The 18,986-nt window shown below is 47.6% G+C and carries 19 protein-coding genes; 2 read left to right on the top strand and 17 right to left on the bottom strand.

Features of this window, described 5'->3' with window-relative positions; all coding sequences use genetic code 11:
- Window positions 1-2 precede the first annotated feature (2 nt).
- The 17 genes from LOZ80_RS36265 to LOZ80_RS36185 form a co-directional block, all read right to left on the bottom strand.
- The gene (locus LOZ80_RS36265; protein ID WP_238169018.1) at window positions 3-875 is read right to left on the bottom strand and encodes a hypothetical protein; all 873 of its coding nucleotides are present in this window, start codon (window positions 873-875) and stop codon (window positions 3-5) included.
- 3 nt (window positions 876-878) lie between these two features.
- Complete coding sequence (locus tag LOZ80_RS36260; RefSeq protein ID WP_238169017.1) at window positions 879-1,811, bottom strand: hypothetical protein; 933 nt, start codon at window positions 1,809-1,811, stop codon at window positions 879-881.
- Window positions 1,812-1,815: 4 nt separating this feature from the next.
- A complete protein-coding gene (locus tag LOZ80_RS36255; RefSeq protein ID WP_238169016.1) occupies window positions 1,816-3,249 on the bottom strand; it encodes an ATPase, T2SS/T4P/T4SS family in 1,434 nt (477 codons plus the stop codon).
- Between the two features lie 25 nt (window positions 3,250-3,274).
- Window positions 3,275-4,510 carry a CpaE/TadZ family protein gene (locus tag LOZ80_RS36250; RefSeq protein ID WP_238169015.1) on the bottom strand — a complete coding sequence of 412 codons (1,236 nt, stop codon included), beginning with the start codon at window positions 4,508-4,510 and terminating at the stop codon, window positions 3,275-3,277.
- 15 nt (window positions 4,511-4,525) lie between these two features.
- Window positions 4,526-5,236: a CpaB family protein gene (locus LOZ80_RS36245; protein WP_238169014.1), complete on the bottom strand. Its 711-nt coding sequence runs from the start codon at window positions 5,234-5,236 to the stop codon at window positions 4,526-4,528.
- A 392-nt stretch (window positions 5,237-5,628) separates the two neighbouring features.
- Window positions 5,629-6,588 (bottom strand): PfkB family carbohydrate kinase, encoded by a 960-nt coding sequence (locus tag LOZ80_RS36240; RefSeq protein WP_238169013.1) that lies wholly within the window; start codon window positions 6,586-6,588, stop codon window positions 5,629-5,631.
- On the bottom strand, window positions 6,581-7,192 hold the full coding sequence (locus tag LOZ80_RS36235; protein ID WP_238169012.1) for a TetR/AcrR family transcriptional regulator: 612 nt from the start codon (window positions 7,190-7,192) through the stop codon (window positions 6,581-6,583). The genes LOZ80_RS36240 and LOZ80_RS36235 overlap by 8 nt, the downstream gene beginning before the upstream one ends.
- Before the next feature lie 24 nt (window positions 7,193-7,216).
- Window positions 7,217-8,380 (bottom strand): YhgE/Pip domain-containing protein, encoded by a 1,164-nt coding sequence (locus LOZ80_RS36230; RefSeq protein WP_238169011.1) that lies wholly within the window; start codon window positions 8,378-8,380, stop codon window positions 7,217-7,219.
- 390 nt (window positions 8,381-8,770) lie between these two features.
- Entirely contained in the window at window positions 8,771-9,772 is a 1,002-nt protein-coding gene (locus tag LOZ80_RS36225; RefSeq protein WP_238169010.1) for a FecCD family ABC transporter permease, read from the bottom strand.
- Window positions 9,765-10,784 carry a FecCD family ABC transporter permease gene (locus LOZ80_RS36220; RefSeq protein ID WP_238169009.1) on the bottom strand — a complete coding sequence of 340 codons (1,020 nt, stop codon included), beginning with the start codon at window positions 10,782-10,784 and terminating at the stop codon, window positions 9,765-9,767. Before LOZ80_RS36220 ends, LOZ80_RS36225 begins: the two co-directional genes overlap by 8 nt.
- On the bottom strand, window positions 10,774-12,747 hold the full coding sequence (locus tag LOZ80_RS36215; RefSeq protein WP_238169008.1) for an AraC family transcriptional regulator: 1,974 nt from the start codon (window positions 12,745-12,747) through the stop codon (window positions 10,774-10,776). Before LOZ80_RS36215 ends, LOZ80_RS36220 begins: the two co-directional genes overlap by 11 nt.
- Before the next feature lie 102 nt (window positions 12,748-12,849).
- Window positions 12,850-13,557, bottom strand: coding sequence for a DUF421 domain-containing protein (locus tag LOZ80_RS36210; protein ID WP_238169007.1), 708 nt, complete (start codon window positions 13,555-13,557; stop codon window positions 12,850-12,852).
- 171 nt (window positions 13,558-13,728) lie between these two features.
- Window positions 13,729-14,037 (bottom strand): hypothetical protein, encoded by a 309-nt coding sequence (locus tag LOZ80_RS36205; RefSeq protein WP_238169006.1) that lies wholly within the window; start codon window positions 14,035-14,037, stop codon window positions 13,729-13,731.
- Between the two features lie 914 nt (window positions 14,038-14,951).
- Complete coding sequence (locus LOZ80_RS36200; protein WP_238169005.1) at window positions 14,952-15,575, bottom strand: MBL fold metallo-hydrolase; 624 nt, start codon at window positions 15,573-15,575, stop codon at window positions 14,952-14,954.
- A gap of 9 nt (window positions 15,576-15,584) precedes the next feature.
- Entirely contained in the window at window positions 15,585-16,151 is a 567-nt protein-coding gene (locus LOZ80_RS36195) for a thioredoxin family protein (protein ID WP_189011877.1), read from the bottom strand.
- Between the two features lie 81 nt (window positions 16,152-16,232).
- Window positions 16,233-16,835, bottom strand: coding sequence for an undecaprenyl phosphate transporter UptA (locus LOZ80_RS36190; protein ID WP_238169004.1), 603 nt, complete (start codon window positions 16,833-16,835; stop codon window positions 16,233-16,235).
- Between the two features lie 71 nt (window positions 16,836-16,906).
- Complete coding sequence (locus tag LOZ80_RS36185; protein ID WP_238169003.1) at window positions 16,907-17,818, bottom strand: LysR family transcriptional regulator; 912 nt, start codon at window positions 17,816-17,818, stop codon at window positions 16,907-16,909.
- A gap of 126 nt (window positions 17,819-17,944) precedes the next feature.
- Between LOZ80_RS36185 and LOZ80_RS36180 the strand changes: the two genes are divergently transcribed.
- On the top strand, window positions 17,945-18,433 hold the full coding sequence (locus LOZ80_RS36180) for an HPP family protein (protein ID WP_238169002.1): 489 nt from the start codon (window positions 17,945-17,947) through the stop codon (window positions 18,431-18,433).
- Between the two features lie 81 nt (window positions 18,434-18,514).
- Window positions 18,515-18,961, top strand: coding sequence for a cupredoxin domain-containing protein (locus tag LOZ80_RS36175; RefSeq protein ID WP_238169001.1), 447 nt, complete (start codon window positions 18,515-18,517; stop codon window positions 18,959-18,961).
- Window positions 18,962-18,986 lie beyond the last annotated feature (25 nt).

Raw genomic sequence — 18,986 nt, 5'->3', positions numbered from 1 at the left:
TTTTAATTAATCGTATTAAACAGCCGCTGCCCCTCAGCAATCCAAGGGTACATAAAAACCCGAAACGTATTGAGAATAGGCAGCCCGGCCAAGACGAACAACAAATAAGATACAGTCTCCTTTTTGCTGTCACGAATCAGTTCGATTTTATCCTTATAATCCTGAATTCTTTGCTTGAGCAATTCATAATAGCTGTCATGCTCATTCAACCTCAATGCATTCAAGGTCTCCCCGAAGCTCACAGCCTCATCCGTCCCTAATCTTGCTTTGAAATTTATAATGGCTGTTTCTGAACCTTGATACCATTCATTCAGCAGCAATTGAAAAGGTGTCCGGATCGAACGGGTTTGCGCTGCACACAAGGAAAGCTTAGCATGCAAGTGTAAATTCGAGCCTTTGTAATAAAGGAGATGATGACTTATGACATAAATCTCACGAATAATCCGTTGGGCACGCTTCTGCTTCAAGGATGCCAACACTTTTTTATCAGCAAATAAAAAGATACCTGCGCAAATAGCGCCTATAAGCAAGTAAACAGGCTGAAGGTGGAAAATAAAAATAGGATACTGAAGCGCCGCATACCCCAAGGCTGCAAGAATAAGCGCTCCCCCCATCAAGATTCTTCTTCCTCCTTCATAAAGGCTGGCATTCATCCCAATTCCGCACCCGAGCAATAATTGACGCTTTTCCTCAATCTTGTTCAGCCGCAGCCCCAAGCAAACAAATAACCATGATGGCAATTTTGTCTCTTGCAGCACTTTTTTCACAGCAACAGATCGCCATCTTTTCGTGCGAACGGGCATTAACTTCAAACCATGATAGACCATCGCCATGCACAGCAGGAAAAGCAAACCATTCGAAAGGATACGGATCATCGCTCACATTCTCCGCATCGATAAATAGATGCCCATTAAGAACGAAACAAAAATCAGCAGCAGCGCATCCAAAATCATATTTCTCCCCACAGGGTCAATTACATAGTATAGGTAGGCATTGTCTGGATTGATTTTGAAATTAATACATAGAAATAAGACAAGAAACAAAATGGGTGTAAAATTGGCTATCCGGATTTCTAACAGCCGGTTTCTTTCCATTTGATCAAATCTCTGTGCCTTCCGCATATCCATCACCAGTTCTTTCAAGCTGTCGCCCACAAAACTTCCTTCGATCAGAGCAACCCGCATGATGCCTGAAAAATAATCAGCCCATGCATGGCCTAATGTAAGTGAAAATAGACGCAAGCTTTCCTCCGTTCCCCGCTGTGTCATTAAATTGCGATACAACTGCTCAAATATAGGTTTAATCGGATACATAATTCGATTTTCTTCCAAGCAATATTTAAGTGAGCTCTTAATGTTCTTGTTGTGATCCACCAAATAATATTGGTAGAACACTTCTATGGCCGGAAGAAATTCCAATCGCGTCTGTAGTCTGATACTAACCAGTTTAAGCCTAAGCATCATATACGGAAACGATATGCAAATTGAAGTCAGGATCATAACACCCTTCACCGTTTGGAAATATAAGATTCCCACCAACAACCCAGCTAAAAATAATATCAGCGTAACCGTCAACATCGTTTTTAGGCTCCATTTTGTTTCGACGGATTCCATCATTTCCTTTATATGTTTAACTAAAACATTCTTATTCCCCAAATATTCGCTGATCCTTGTGCCGAACGTTGAGGTTTTGACATAATGCAGCCGATATCTGGCTTTACGTTGTCGGATAATTATGGGCAATATGGATTGAATACAGATAAAAACGAGGATAAACAGCAAAACTAAAAAGACATATTTGGCGAAAACCATCTAATTACTCGCCTTCTTTCTCGATAAAACCGAGCTTTGATAACAAAACATACCCATCTGGGTCAGACTTAGCGATTTTCTGCGATGCATGAAGCGACAATTTCCCGGGAAATGTCCAATCCTCTGTCGACTTGTCATAAGCTGCTAGATCCGTGACGCAAACCTCGTCATGTTGATACCGATATTCGACGATTCGTACGATTTTTCGTTTTCCCTGCACAACCGCCATCTCCAACCCGATTTGAGTCACATATTCCGTAATTCTTTTTGTTAAACGGCTTGGATTCATTCCTCTGCCATCCAGCATACACATATCTGTAATTGCATCAGGAACATCTTCCAACTGACTCACATGTACGGATGTGATGCTTCCCTCATGCCCGCGAGTACATGCCCTTACGTATAAATTAGCATCCTCATCACGAATTTCGGCATGAACAATGCGTTTGGGCGATTGCCTTAGAGCCAATTTAAATGCTTGCAGACCGGAATGCCTCGGATCATCCTCATCAATTTCGTATTCGACGATATTTTTCCGGGGAAAATCCCGCTTTAAATTAAGTTCGAATCTGGATTCAATCGTAATAATTCGTTCGTTATTATCCATTTCAGCTATGATTGCTTTAATTAAATTGGTCTTTCCAGCGTTTGTCGAACCTATTACAACTATATTAAAATACGCACGGATAAAACTTAGAATTAGTTTCTCCATCCTGCTGTTCATCGTCGCTAATTCAGCAGTCGAAAGTGTGGCCAAATCAAAGCGTTTGACTGTATAGAAGCGGATCGTTAAGGTGGGTTCGGCTGTAAATCCAAAGCCTGTCATGGTAACCCTCGATCCATCGCGCAGCATAACTTCTGCCCATCGTTTTCTAGGGCTCAACGTATCATTATTAAAAAGCACCAAATTTTGCTGAATTCGTTCTAATTCGCGCACAGATGGCAGCATATAAGCAGACGGTGCGGACATTCCTCCGCGCACTTCAAAAATCTGCCTTCCTACGACCTGAATCTCTTCAAGTCCCTCCTTCTGTTTAAGTATTAATTCAAGTACATTTAACCCAATGATCTCAGCAAATATAGCTTCAGGCAGCGTTGAATAACCAATTGTTCTAGGTGCTGCTCCTGAGATTCTTCTTTTGGAAACCAAGTCATGGATGATAGCTAGCAGCTTTCCTCGGTCCTCTTCATAACCCAGAACCGCTCGATTCAAAGTCTCATTGTACAGCTGCTTTTCAGCCTCTGTCCTTCCTCTCATCGTTACGAGCTCACTGCGTATGTCTTCAACCCATTGATTGAAAACCGTATCATCCTGATTAGCATGTGGCCGATTAATTGGCACTTCTGAGTCATAAGCGGTTTTCATTAGACCATTCTGGCTATGTTCCATTTTGCGGTCATGCATATAAGTTATAATCGAAAACCGCTCTTCGCTCACTCCTCTCACCTCTTCCATGCATAATTTAGGTTGCTGCTCGTCTTCCTGTTATCATCTTCTGCAACCAGGTTGCTTGCCGTAAACTCACCTTCCTTGGCCATTTGTAGTAATCTATGAATTTGCGCGAGACTGCCCCTACCTCCTCTAGCATGGGATGACCTGCTGCAAGCAGATCAAGCAACTTTCCTTGATTGCAGCGCGAGAGCGCATCTGCGTGCTTAGAAACTTGGCCGATTAAATGCAGTTGGGTTTCCTTGCGAATATCTTTGATCGTGAACTCACTATGCTTGGCATGCCAATCTGTCTGAACAGCCAGCAGCTCGAAGCTATCCGCCTGCAGCCCGAAAACGGAGCCGACCTGCTTGATCCATCTTGAGAAATCTTCTTGAAAATGAGCGATATCCGCGGTCGTTACGACGATTCTGCTATCGGCTTCCAAAAGCCCGCAAACCGTTGCCGCATTATCCCAGTATGCATTCACTTCAATAATGCAGATGTCAAAAGATCTCCTTGCTACTCGCAGCAGATGCACAATTTCGGATGGAGAAAAAAACTCCGCCTGCTCACGAAGCATATTCCCATAGAGGACGTGCAGCCCATGACCTCCTTTGGGCTTATCACATACTTGCAACAGTCTGTCGGGAGTAAGACTTTGTGCTTTCAGCTCTGCCCTCAGACCATCCAGTGTAAAAACATGCTCTTCTCGACCCAGATAGCGATGAAGTTTAGAACTTTTTAGATTTAAACAAAGGAATCCTACCTTCTTAGAAGTTTCTAGAGCCAAAGAGTAAGCTACACCAAATGAAGCCAAAGTCGTACCGATGTTAGGAGTGGAACCTACAAAGGCGAGCAGTTTTCCTCTTGGCTGCGTATTCGCTTGATCCCCTCCAGCCCCATCGACCCATGCCCGAATGTCATCGGCGATCACCGCTGTACTCCGCCCTGGTTGAATGTAATCCAATCGCATCAACTTGCACATTTTCACGTACTTGTCATTAATTAAAGCGTCATGGTAGTTCGAAAGCATAACCATAATCCGCAACTCCGTATTCTGTTGTTGCAAGTCTTCCAGATACACTTCCAAATGACTGTAGTCTAACTCCCGATCCGAAATAATCACATGAGACAATGCGATTCCCTTTGCTTTATTAGCAAAATCTTCTGCCTCAGATGCGACAATCCAATCTAATGGTTTCATATAAACCACATTAATAATTTCATCGATTAATCGTTGGTCATTGGAAATCAGCCCCATATTCAATGCAAACGCCTCCTTTCAATCTTCTGCCAGAATCGAAGTCGAGCTAAAGGCAATGACCAGCTTCGCTTTCTTCGAGCTGCACAATTGATCGATCTCAAGCCACTCGCTCTCGGCTAGATTCAGATTAATCTGGTCAATTGCTCCGTTGGCTTCCAAGCGGGAGGCGTACATCTTCTCCTTGTCCCCCTCTACTTTGGAAAGCAGGTTTGAATTCTTCGGATTATCCACCTCGACATTAGCAGAGGACTTCACTGAGGCAACTGTAATCTCTTGCTCTTCAAAAAGTCTCCGCGAACTGCCATCCGCAGATGACAAATAGACCCGAACTCTGTCCCCAGCACGAATGCCATTGGAAACCGATAACAAGTACTCTTTAGGCACTTGAAAAGTAGCCTGCCGCTCATTCGGAAGCAAGTGATAGCGATTCACTTTCCACCTCAGAATAGGTTCTTGCTTCCCTAGTGGAATCAGTGTCTCCTGCCCAACCACCTCATCCATCTTCGTCAGCATGCTTAAGGTATAACTACCTTTCTGAACCATTCTAAACTCCAACATATCCTCTCGAACGAGGACACCTGCACGAATAAAATCCTTAGGCACCACCACCCGAATCGTCATCTGCAGTTCCACTTGATTCACTTGCAGCACATATACCCCATACACCAAAGCCGCCGCTAACACCGCTGAAACCACACTAATAAGCAGGCTTCTCCTGCGATTCAACATCTCACCCCCTCCCCATAGCTGGAGTAAATCATGCGTGCCTCTGGGCACACCTGGAAACAAAAAGAACGCAAACCTCGGACATCCATCCGAAATTTGCGTTCTTCGCAAAAAGCTATAACCTAAAAATAACACATAAATTTCCATGATTCAATATATATCTTACGAACTCAGCAACCGCTATTTCAGCAAAAAACAGCATTTTGAAATTTTTACGAATCCGAGACACGCTATTTCTGCAAAAAGCCACTTTTCCGCCTGTACACTACCCCATAACACCGACTGAGTTCATTAGAAAAATAAAGAAGCAAATTATTCGACTATAAACACGATACAGTTCGTTAGAACAACACACATTACTCGTTCCGGAAAAATAAGAACTATGTCACACGCTTTTACTGCACTTCAGCAAGCGTTGGCAGTGCAGGAATCGCTCCCCGGCGGGTGGTCGTGATCGCGCCGACACGGTTGGCGAAGGCGAAAACACGCTCCGCCGCGCCAGGCTCCGCCAGCGCGTCAACGATCGTTCTCTGCGTCACGCCCAGCGACGCCAACTGGTAGAGCATGCCGCCGACGAAGCTGTCGCCGGCGCCGGTTGTATCCACGGCTGCCACAGGCGTGCCGGGGATTACCACATCCTGCCGTGCGGTCACGACACGGCAGCCCTTAGCACCTAAAGTGATGATCACCACTTTAGGCCCCTGCTGCAGCAGCTGCTGCGCACCTGTGGTCGCGTCCACGCCGAGGAGGAATTCAATCTCCTCCTCGCTGACCTTGACCACATCCGCAAGCGGAAGCTGCGCAAGGATCTCGGCCCGCGCTGCGTCAGCGCTCGGCCACAGCGCAAGGCGCACATTGGGGTCATACGACACCAATGCGCCAAGATCTTTGGCCCGGCGAGCCGCGTCGAGCGTAGCCGTACGACAAGGCTCGGCGATCAGCGATACCGAGCCGAAGTGATAGACCGCTGCGTCTTCCAGCCACTGCGACTGGACTTCGTCTGCGCGCAGCAGCATGTCCGCCGCCGGGTCGCGGAAAAACAAGAAATCGCGCTCACCGTCCGCGCGCAGCGATACAAACGCCAGACCGGTCTTCGCCTCGTCGGTCTGCACAACAGCCGTGTGCACGCCGACTTCGTCAAGCGTGCGCACGAGGAAATCGCCGAACGGGTCGCGGCCGATTTTGCCAATAAACCTGGCGTCGCCGCCGAGCTTGGCGACCGCCGCAGCCACATTGGCCGGCGCTCCGCCCGCCGCCCGCTGGAAGCTGGTCACATCCGCCAAGGCTTGCCCATTCACTTCCGGTACAAAATCAATCAATAATTCCCCTAAACAGACGATATAACGTTTATCCATTCTCACTTCCAGCTCCTTTACTTTGATAACCCAAGCCATTCAGCACATAGGCTGAGGTCTGTCGAATAAGCGTGTCCATATCAGGCCGCTCCTCCGTAAACATCAGTTCAAAAAACTCCCGCTGCTTGTAGAAAAAGATCGATCCCAACACAAACATCAGCGTGCTATCGAGAGAATCGAACTTGAAAATCCCGTCATTCCGACCTTTATCGAGAAAATCTCTGAGTTTTTTCCAAATGGGATACACAATTTCCCTCATATGATCCACCCGCGTGGTAATCGTAATAATCTCCATCTGCATCATTGCAATTAATTGAGGGTCCTGATTTCTGATCACGATAACTTCTGATATGATCGAATTAATGCCAATCAAAGGATCTTCAATATCAAATAAAGCATTCAATTTGTCATTGGGGAAAAATTGTTTGAAAATCTCATGGAAAACGCTCTCTTTTCCCCCAAAATAATAGGAAACCAGAGCCACATTGGCCCCGGCCTCCTCACATATTTGACGGACACTGGTTGCGTCATAACCATTCTTGGCGAACAGCTTTTTCGCTGCCAGAAGAATTTTCATTTTCATATCTAACTCTTGATCAACCACTGCGGTAGCGCCCTCCTTATTAGGTTACGCAGTTTTTTGAAGCTGTTGCCCGACAGGCGCGGCTTTCGTCTTTTTCACAAAGACAACGGCAATATCCACGACAAGTGCAATTCCTGCGATGAGGAAAAGGAACCCAACTTCTTTGGTTGCACCGGGACCGCCAAACAAAATGTTCATAGCGCCATTAACGGCATAAGTTGCAGGGAATGCGTTGCTGATTGAATGATAGAAATTTGATAAAAGCTCACGCGGGACAATCGCCCCTGATGAGACCAATTGCAAGGATAACATCGCGATGTTAAATAGCATACCTGCGTTCCCAAACAAAGTCAAAAACATTTGTGCAACGAATGCAAAGGTTAATAGAAACAGAGATTCGAACCCCCATAACGCCATAAAGCCTTTCTCCACATGCCCGCCTAAGGAAACAACCATAATCGCACTAATGAGACCCACAACAATTGCCGCAGCGGCAGTCACCATGATACGAGCGCCTAGCAGACCGCCTTTAGAAACAGAGGCACCGAGCATTTTAGTTGACACGCTAAAGTTCATTCCCATGATCATCGTCCCAACGATGGAAGCCAGCACGAGCATCATCGGCAGCATTTGATTCGGCATATCCTTGACTTTATTCGTACTTTGAATATCGGAGGTTACTTTGGTCGCCAATCCTTGACCGATTTGTCCCGCTTGCTCAGCCGGCAGTTTCGGATTCATCTGGGTAAGCACGGCCGTTGCACCTGCTGCCACAGCTTCTTTATTGACGGTTGATGTGATATTACCTGCTACGGCTTGCATGACGGACTTCGTCATCGACGGGTTTGATTCATTAATCGTATACGTAATGGGCACCGTTTGCCCTGCCGTTTGCAATTGTTTCGTAAAATCACCCGCGATTTTCATCACCATTTGGACTTCTCGATCGTCGAGCATCTGTTGCGCTTGTTCATTGGAAGCGATAACTTCCGTTTTGAAAGGCAGATTGGCTTGAAGATTCTGAACGATTTTACTGCCCATCGCCTGATCCTCATTCACGATCGCAATCTTTAAATTGCCTGTATTATCCGATACGCCTGCGTACCCTGTCATCCAAATAATGCTGAATAACAGTTGAAATGTAATGGCTGTGATGATACCAACCTTCGTCGTTCCTTGTTTGAAAAATCCGCTTATTGCTTGTTTCATGAAAACCACTCCTTTTATTAAACGACCGTTTTAAACGATTGTTTAAATTATAGGATAGCATCTTAATTCTGTCAATACTTTCACCACTTCCACCAGTGACAAATCCTAGTAATGGAACTACAAGTCGCTATTTAGGCAAATAGCAGGACCGCGAGGGTCATAGCGGAACTACAGGGCTTTATTTCCACGAAAAACGCTGAATTTCCCATCAAACAGCAAAATAGCATCCTGTAGTTCCTTCAACCTCGCGATAATGCCACTTTTTGCTAGAATAGCGTACTGTAGTTCCCTTACCTTCGCACAAGGCCGCTGTAGTAACTCCGCGTTCACCCCAAATTCCAAAAAAGGTCACCAGGCAGCTTACGCCCAGTGACCATTGTTTGCCTATTATCAACGAATTGGCTTGCGTTTGAATAATAAATACAGGAAGAACGGAGCTCCGATCCCTGCTGTGAATACCCCTGCCGGTATATCAAGCGGCATAAACAGCATACGCCCGGCCAAATCAGCCAACAGCAGCAGAATCGCGCCGGTTAAAGCCGCAACGGGAATAATGAGCGTATACGAATTGCCTACGAGCTTGCGAGCGATATGGGGGGCCATAAGGCCGAGGAACGAGATCATCCCTGCCACCCCGACGGCTGCACCGGCAAGTGCTACGCTGTAGAGCAGCACAATGACTCGGGTACCCTGAATCCGGCTGCCGAGCCCCATAGCCGTCGCTTCGCCTAGTGTCTGAATCGTCAGCTCCTTCGCATATAGGAAGGAGAGCGGGATAAAGACGGCAATCCAGGGGAAGATGATCTGCACGTACTTCCAACTCGTCCCGTAGATGCTGCCCGTCATCCAGTTCAACACCTGAGCAGCCAAGTAAGCCGGACCGCTGATAAGCAGAAACATGGTGAGCGCCCCCATCGCAGTCGAGAGTCCAATGCCGATGAGCACCAGTCTGTAAGTCGATACCCCCCGCTTCCAGGCGAGGGTATAATTGATGAGGACCGCGAGAAGCGCTCCCACCATTGCAACAACTGGAACCCAATGAATGCTGAAGCCTGTGAACAGCGTCATGAAAGCAACAGCCGCTGCGGATGCGCCTCCGGTGACACCCAGAATATCCGGTGAAGCGAGCGGGTTCCGAATTACGCCCTGCAGCAAGGCGCCCGATACGGCCAGCGCCGCACCGATTAAGATCGCGGCAAGGATTCGCGGAAGCCGGAATTTCATGAGAATCAGCTCTGAGCTGCCCAAGTTCTGACCGGTCAACGAGCGGACAACATCCTTTAGCGGGATGTTTACACTGCCGACAGAGAGGCTAACCATGGAAAGCACGATCGTCACGAGCAGTAAACTGATGATGATCACAGCCGATCTTCTCGAGCGTGAATTAGTCATGCTGCTTCCTCCTTGCTGCATGGATCAGAAAGGGTACGCCCAGCATCGCCGTTGCGATACCGACGGGTACCTCCTTAGGCATCAGGACGAAACGCGCCGCCAGATCCGCCGCTACGAGCAGCACGGCTCCGCTTAATGCGCAGCACGGCAGCAGCCACCGGTGATCATGACCAATCAGCGACCGGCACAGATGCGGAACGATCAGTCCGACGAATGCGATCGGACCGGCAGCCGAGACCGAACTTCCGGCGAGCAGTACGACGACAAGCGACGACAGCAGCCGGATGAGCGTCACACGCTGCCCCAGACTCCGGGCACTCTCCTCGCCCAGCACCATAATGTTGAGGGAGCCCGATAAAAACATCGCTAGGCCTAAGCCAATCGCCATATAGGGGGCTACCGACAGCAAATGGTCCAAACTCCTCCCGGAGACGGACCCGATCATCCAGAACAAGGCTGTATCCAGCGACTGTTTGTTAATCAGAATCAAGCCCGACGTGATCGACGAAGCAAAAGCTCCCATCGCCGCGCCAGCCAGCGTTAGCTTGATCGGCTCGAACCAGCTGCCCCGCATCGCGATTGCGTAGACGCAGACCGAGACGAACAGCGCACCGGCGAAAGCGATCCAAATCATCGTATTCATCGTAAGGGCCGATCCATATAGGACCAGCCCGATGACGATGAATAACGAAGCACCTGAATTAATGCCAAATATAGAAGGGGAGGCCAGCGGGTTTCTCGTCAACACCTGCATGACGGTGCCCGCTACTGCGAGACTGGCGCCTACGGCAGCTGCGACCAGAACCCGCGGCACCCGGGTCGTTCTTAGAATCAAATGCTCATTGGAGCCATCGAAATGCTTGTAGCTCATCCACAAATCGCCAAGTCCGTATGTATGCGCCCCTAGTAAAACGCTTGCCGCGGCGAGCACGATCAGAAACACAGCTCCCGCTGTCAATCCGATCATCTTGCTTTTGCGTGTGTGCAGCAAAGCTGCCGTATTATTTGACATCGAAATACTTGATCAATTCATCCAGGAGCAAGTTAGCCGCTTTGTATCCGCCTGCGGAGTTCCAAATCCCTTCATCTACCTGAATTACTTTATTGGCTTTCACTACGTTTAAGTTTTTGAATAACGGGTCATTCATCCATTCTTTCACCACATTCGCAGCATCCTTCTTCCCTTTGGCTTCCGAGACGAAGTAGAACAGGACATCTCCGTCCATTTTAGCGATATTTTCTTTTTTCATAACCTCAATGAAAGAGTCCTTGTCCTGCGACTCGGGACGTGCGATGCCCAGTTGGCCCAGCAGTACGCCAGCAAATGTTTGTTTCTGGTAAATGCGCACCTGTGTCGCCGAGAAACGCGCCAGTGAAACTTTCGTTGCTGCTTTGCTGCCGAGCTTCGCTTTCACTTCCGCAACACGTTTGTCGAAAGCAGCCATTGCTTTCTCGCCTTCATCCTTCTTATTTACCACCTCTGAGTACAGCTTGAAATTGACTTTCCAATCCCCGACCAAATCAGCCGCGAACACCGTAGGTGCAATTTGTTTCAATTGATCGTAAATTTTCTCCTGTCTCACTTTGTTCCCAATAATCAAGTCCGGTTTCAAACTGGCAATCAATTCAAGATTCGGCTGCAATTCATCCCCGACGACAGTTACATTCTGCATTTCGTTCTTGATATGGTCGTACCATGGCTCTCCGATCCAGGACATAACGGCTCCCACTGGCTTAATGCCGACCGCGAGCAGCGCTTCCGTCCCCTCATTGGTCAGGATCACGACTCGAGATGGCGTACCCTTGATCGTCGTTTCGCCCATCGCGTGTTTAATGACCCGCGGAGCATCAGCTTCCTTATTCGCGGCGGCGGATGGAGCGCTGCTAGCGGCCGGGAGCGGTGTCACTCCATTGGTTGCAGTAGGCGTTGCCGTTGACCCCCCGGTCGAGCAAGCACTTAACAGTAATGTGAAACAGATGACGACCATCGTAGTCATCCATGCTCTTGTCTTCTTATACATTTGTGAATCTCCTTCTCTCTTATAGTGATAATGATTCTCATAATCATTACTACTATAGCGTCTAAGCCCCCCCGCCACAATGGAATATTTCGACACCGGGAATGGATTATTTCGACGCCATTCCCGATCATACGACTCTTTGAAACTTTTGGGAGAAACACCTTCCTGCTTTTTGAATATCCGGCTAAAATAATAACTGTCCGCGTAGCCGACACTCTCCGAGATCTCTTTCAGCGTTCTGTCTGTATAGATGAGAAGCTCCTTAGCCTTGTTGACCCGCAACTGGATCAGATACTCAATTGGACTAGTATCCATTTGATTCTTAAACAATCGAAGCAGTTGTCTGGACGTACATTCCAGCATATCCGCCAAGGCTTCCAGCGTCACTGGTTCCTGATAATGTTCCTCCATATAATAGACGGCTTGGCTGACGAGATCGGGACGAATGACGTCGACCCCTTGTTCGTGCAGCTGTTCTAGCAATTCGTAAAGCAATTGATAGAATAACGTCTTCACTTTAAATTTATCGAGCGGACTGGGTGCCTGCCATATTTGATACATATGCTCCAGCTTCTCCAACCAAGATATCGGAAACTTAGGCGACAAGCTATAGCGCAACTGGAACGGATTCTCGCGCTCCATCAAACTGACGAGTTCAAATCGGCTCGGAAGCGGCAAAGTTGCCTTGTACAGCACCATGAAATATTCCAACTGTTCCGCAGCCACAATGTCGAGACTGAGCCCCTTACCTACATGCAGAACATGGAATCGCTCCATACGGCTTTCGATCCCGTCCATGTACATCTGGGCACTGCCGCTCGTGACATACAGGAAAGCGCTTGTCGGTACGCGATATCCGCGCATCACTTCGCCAGGCTCCAGCAACATGCGGCGAACATCCATCACTCTGATGAGAACATGATTCCACAAGACGATATGGTCGCTAATTCTCATAAATTGGCCATTCCTTTCATAACGATCTATTAAAACTATCATATCACAATTGAAATTAATTCTCATTATCAATTGGGCGATAGCTCCGATCATACTGATCGTTTATTCTCTATCAATTGGATTACTGATATAGTCCTTATATTCGTCGAAAAATACATTCCCATTAGAGCTGATAACAGCGTAATTAATATCTTTCATTATTAGCCCCTTCTTTTCTATTTCTTTATTAAGCCAATCCATTGTCAACCCATTTTGTCCCAAATTGGCGTCAATGATAGTACCATCCATCACTAATTCAATTGGAAAATTTTGCTTTGAAGTCATGATCAAATTTAAATCTTTCCTCGTTACTGGCATACTTTCCGGAGTTCGCAGCACAGAGATATTCCCATTCAATTCAAGAACCGCATACTGAACCTCTTGAATATTAAATATATCCTTTTCTCTTAACTCTTGATTTAACGTATCCAAAGTAATCTTAATTTTTTTCATATTGTTCTCTAAAATCTTTCCTTCTTGAATTAATACGGTCGGTTTTCCAGAAACCCAGTTTCTCAGTCTCCGGTTTTTCATAGCTAGTACCATCAACAAAACAGCAATTCCGGCAAAGGTAACCGTTGCTGTCAGTAGATTCCAAATTACTATTTTATCGTTAAAGGCAATATTAGCGGTAATGGCACCTAATGTAATTGAAGCTACAAAATCATGATATGTCATTTGAGCAATTGTTGTTTTTCCCAAGATTCGCGCGATAAGCATCATCAAGGTAAAGGCCAACAAAGATCTTAAAATTGTTTCCCATATTTCCATATATTGATACCTCAGATCTACTTTTGACTATAGTCTCCCCCCTTCTTTTCCCTTCATTCATAACTGATCTCACGATGGACATTGACATAAAAAAATAACCCGCTCCAGACCTCTAACAGCCCGAAACGGATTACTTTTGGTGGATCAGTCGAAAGAAATTTTTTCAGCCAATCAACATTTAATAATGCCGCGAGTAATGATGACAAGTAGAATGAAGAGTACGAGAATACTGCCTACGGAGTTATTATGCGAACAAACTTTAGCTACAGCTACAGGCTGCACATGAACAGGTTTTGGGAAAACATACGAGGTTTGTTGATACGATGCGTGCAGATGAATGTCATTGTGAACTGGTTTATGCATAATTGGAGCAGGCGGTTGAACGACCGGTAAAGGCATTGGCATTGGCATAGGCATTGGTGCTGGAGCCGGCATTGGCATTGGTTGCACCGGATAGTTTGGAGCTTTAACATATTCCATGAAAGTGCACCTCCTTAGAATTTGGAAAGACGTTTAAAGCAGATTCCATTCAACATTTCAGGTCATTTATCGTTTCTGTTGGGTGAATAGCTTACAACATCAGTCTATGGGGGAGCACCTATCACGAACACGGTAAACACCCAGATGTCCTGAAAAATGGTTGGATGTCATGGGCGAACGAGCATACCTCCCGCATCATTGCGGGAAAATGGTCGCTGCCGCAGCAGAGAGAACGTAGTTCCACTGTTGTGGCGAAAATGAAGCAATCGGGAACCTCCGCAGATCCTAGTTCACTTTGGCTTTGCAATGACAGAAAGCGTCGTGCGAAAAGGAACTATGATCCGCTAAATGGCGGGAACTGGCGCAAACATAGCATGCAAGGGAACTGAGATCCGCTATCTAAGCGGAACCTGCTGATTCTGAGCGAGAAATAACGAAATAGCGGACCGTAGTTCCCTCTGGCGTGGAATATGGCGGTTTCTCAGAATTATAGCGCACTGTAGTTCCCTCCCAAGAGGCAACTGGTAACTCCTCGTTCACTTCAATCCAAATTCTAAGAAGACCTAGCCTGCGGCTAGGTCTTCAAGTCCATGCGCCTTCGCAAACTTCCTTACGAACTCAATACCCTTTATTAGGCCAATATCGCTCATTCTGAAAATCTAATGAATGCCAGATGCGCTATTTCAAGTAATAGCTAACCATTCGGGCAATAAAGTACCGGGTAACGCCAATCCAGTTCATTACATCTCCAAAGTAGCCATTTTCTCGTCGATAAGCATCCTACAATTCATTAGATGCCACTCATGACCAAAAACCTCTAAAGCAAAGCGATCTGCGGTGGATGTCAACTAAAAAGGGAGAACCTCTTAAATCCACGCAAAAAAAGACCGCCCCCATAGGGGCAGTCCACTCCGTTACACATATGGATTGTTCTCTCGTTCGAAACCAATCGTCGTTTTGGCGCCATGGCCTGGATACACAACGACGTCATCATCCAGCAAAAACAGCTTATCCTGGATCGAATCAAGCAGCGTGTTATTATCGCCGCCTGGAAGATCCGTCCGGCCAACCGACAGCTTAAACAGCACATCCCCGCCGAATAAATGCTTGTCGTACAAGAAGCTGACACTGCCAGGTGAATGGCCGGGGGTATGGAATACCTTGAGCTTAATGCCGAGGAATTCAAGCGTTTGTCCTTCGTCCAGCGCGAATTCCGCGGGATCCGTTTCGATCAGAACCCCGAGCTCGGGCCAGCGTGCGGAACCGTTTTTCTTCGGATTCATCAGCCAATCGGCTTCCAAATCATGAATATAAACGGGGCACTTCTTCAGCTTGCGAATCTCATCCACACCGCCAATGTGGTCGAAATGCGCATGCGTCAGGAGAATGGCTACGATATCCAAATCAGCAATGCGTTTGATCAGTGATTTGGGATTCATTCCTGGATCAATAATGATGCCTTTTTTCGTTTCTGAATCCGATAGCAGATAAGCATTCGTGCCAACCGGACCTAATACAAATGATTCAATATTAATCATAGCTTCCCCTTAGAACGACTCGATTAAATCACGAAGTTCCTTCACAATAACAGCATGGTATCCGTTACCTTCGCCATATTGACGGCCCATTTCGGCTCTGGCTACTTGAATTTTTTCGTTATAATCTGCAGCTTCGCGATCTGGATTTTCTTTTTTGAATTGGTTCATAACCGCTTGTACTTTGGCTGGACGCGGTCCCCAGTGCCCAAGAACGAAACCGCCTGTATCCACAAACACAACGATTGGAATCGCCCGGCCGCCACCTGTCAGGAACTGGTCAATCACATCATAGTTTTGCTCAATGATCAGAACTTCAACCGGAACACCGCTGTTTTCCAGCGCTTTGAAGACGACAGGCACATTGCGAACAACGTCGCCGCACCATTCTGCAGCAACAATGAGGCAGCGCAAATCATCGCGATTGTTCAAGGAATCGAAATATTCCTTATCATCTTCGCTTTCCCATTCAAATCCATTGTAATAAGCCAAAAATTGCTCTTGATTTTTTTCCATGCCATCAATGAATTGTTGCGGCTTCAAGCCCGTGCGCAATTTACTTGCGAGATTCGTACTCATTCGCTACTCATCCTCCTATGATCGTGATTCTTCCTTTTTTATTGTAACAAATAGAACCGAAAGCGCCAAATCAACTCACACTTAGGCAGACTTCCCTTTGCGCTTCAAATAAAACTGATAACCGACATATAAAACAGTTAACACAATAGCAGCTATAATTAATGGTTTAATATACGGCCCGGCAATCTCGTCGATCGTTTCCCAATTATCTTTGAGTTTCATCCCTAAAAATACGTAGAGGAAAGAATAAGGAATCAGTGCTAAAGCCGTGTACAGCGTAAATTTACCCAAAGGCATCTTCGCCATACCGCCCGGAAGCGATATCGCATGACGTACGATCGGAATAAATCTGGCTGTGAAAATCATGCCGGTTCCATACCGGTTGAACCAATTCTCTGCCACATCAATATGATGCTTGCTGATCAGCAAATATTTGCCGTACTTTTCCAAGAACGGTCGGCCTCCATAGCGACCAATCCAATAGAGCACGACTTGGGCTAAAGTACCCCCGACAACGGCACAGATAATAGCGCCGATGAAGTTAATCTCTCCTTTGGAAACCAGATAACCGGCATAAGCCAGAAGCAGCTCGTTCGGAATGACTTCCAACATAAGGCCAAGGAAAATTCCCCAGTACCCGAGTCCTTCCAAGTACACCAAAACACTATGAATCAATTCACCCATCCCTAACCCTCTTCCCACATTAATGTACCGTTTCTAAATCTACCCAACATTCTATCACAGACAGGCTCCTGTCAACCACTTACACGCAATTCGCGTCCTGAAAAGCAAGAAATGAGATGCTCCTTGCAGGCATTCACAGCCGGACTTAATTCCTTGCCTGCGCGGTAAATAAGCCCGTGCTCCAGAGGAATTGTTTTCTCTTGGGGCATCCTTTTAAGCTTACCCGTTTGCAGTTCCTCCGTAACAGCCGATAAAGGCATCAACGCTAGCCCCATACCCACCATAAGGGTTTGTTTAATCATGGCGGAGCTTTCAAATTCCATCGGTGCGAAGGCCGATTGCCCTTGGTCAGCCAGAAACTGAGCTGCCATCGTTTGATACACGCAGCGGCCTCCAAATCCGATGACTTGGGTATTCGCTACCGCTTCCCAACCTTCAAGCTCTATTCGTTGGACGAGGGCCGGCGCCCCCACCCAAATCAATTCATCCCGAATTAACGGGATGAAGGTTAGCTGGCGGGATTCCGGATCGCGTGGAACAATCCCCAGGTCAATCCGATACGCGGATACATCTTGGGTGATGTCGCGGTGGAAGCCATTCTCCAGCTGCAGCTGAATCAGCGGATACTGTTCAAAAAAAGACGGCAGCAGCCGCGGAATATGCGGCACACAGAACGATTCGAGCGCTCTGAGGCGAACCACGCCCTTGGGCTCCTGCAAGCCGCTTAATTTATCTTGAAGCGATTCTCCAAGCTGTAAATACCGATAAGCATACGGGGCTACTTCTCTGCCTGCGGGTGTTAATTCCACGCCCCTTGGCAAACGTCTGAACAGCGGTTGACCGATTGTCTGCTCCAACTGATGGATATGCATGGTCACGGTCGATTGTACATACCCTAGCTTGAGCGCGGCCTTGCTGAAGCTTTTCTCTTCCATCACGGTAATAAAAGTTTTCATACTTCGTCCGTCCAACTGTTCCAGCAACCTAATCCCCTCCTCGTCTTACCCATCGCAAATACAAATGGCACTCATCGAATTCATTCATTTTTCAAATACATCATCTCATGATACCATCTGAGTTAACATTCGCAAAGAGGAGTGCATAACCCCATGAATCAACCTGCATCATCCGGTTCATCCCTACGTTCAACCCTTGCCGTGCTCATCCCCGGCATCGGCGGCTTCCTCGCCATCCTGCTCTGCAGCCTCGTCGGCAATGTCGCCCACGCCTCGCTGCTCATGGCGCCCTTCGGCGCCTCCTGCGTCATCGCCTTCGCGCTGCCGCAAAGCCCGCTCGCGCAGCCCCGCAGCCTCATCGGCGGCCACGTGCTGAGCACGCTCGTCGGGCTCTGCGCCCTCACCGCCTTCGGCGTCCACGCGTGGAGCCTCGCCCTTGCCGTCGGCGCCGCCATCACGCTCATGCAGCTGACGCGCACGCTGCATCCGCCCGCCGGCGCCGACCCGCTGCTCGTGATGCTCACGGGCGCGGGCTGGGGCTTCCTGCTGACGCCGGTGCTGCTCGGCGCTATGCTGCTCGTGCTTGTGGCCCTCGGGTACCACCGGGCCACCCGAACCCGTTACCCCACCGCTTGGTGGTAACGGGTTCACGAATCCGATTCATGCGCTGACAAGCCTCCGCATAAGATGTACAAGTAGGTATATACAGGAGGCGGAATTCCTATGTCCCGTGTTTGGATTGTTAAACGCAAGCATCTCTATCTGGCGGCAGCCGCGCTGCTCCTGCTTCTGGTCGGCTGGCTGTACGTAAGCCGCGACACCCTTCTACCCACTATGGCCGACACCACTTCCGAACGAACCATTCACATGGTCGTTGGGGAATTCAAATCGACGACCAAAGAGGGCAAGACCATCGAATCCTATCGCTGGGATCCTGGCACAGTCGTCATCCAAAAAGGCGAGAAGATCAAACTCAGCCTTTATGGTGTGAATGGCGAAAGCCATCCTTTTCTCATCGAAGGGCTGAACATCAGCGGCGAAGTGCAGAAAGGCAAAGAGACGGTTGTCCATTTTACGGCCAATCAGGAAGGCACGTATCGTCTCATTTGTATGACACATGCTGATATCGCTCATGGCGGTCCGATGATTGGCTACATTGTGGTGGACTAACCTTGATGGATTAAACCTTATTAAT

Origin of the sequence: Paenibacillus sp. HWE-109 (genome assembly GCF_022163125.1) — a bacterium.
GTDB lineage: Bacteria > Bacillota > Bacilli > Paenibacillales > NBRC-103111 > Paenibacillus_E.
The sequence above is the reverse complement of the archived record's forward strand: the minus strand, read 5'-3'. Positions and strand labels throughout refer to the sequence as shown.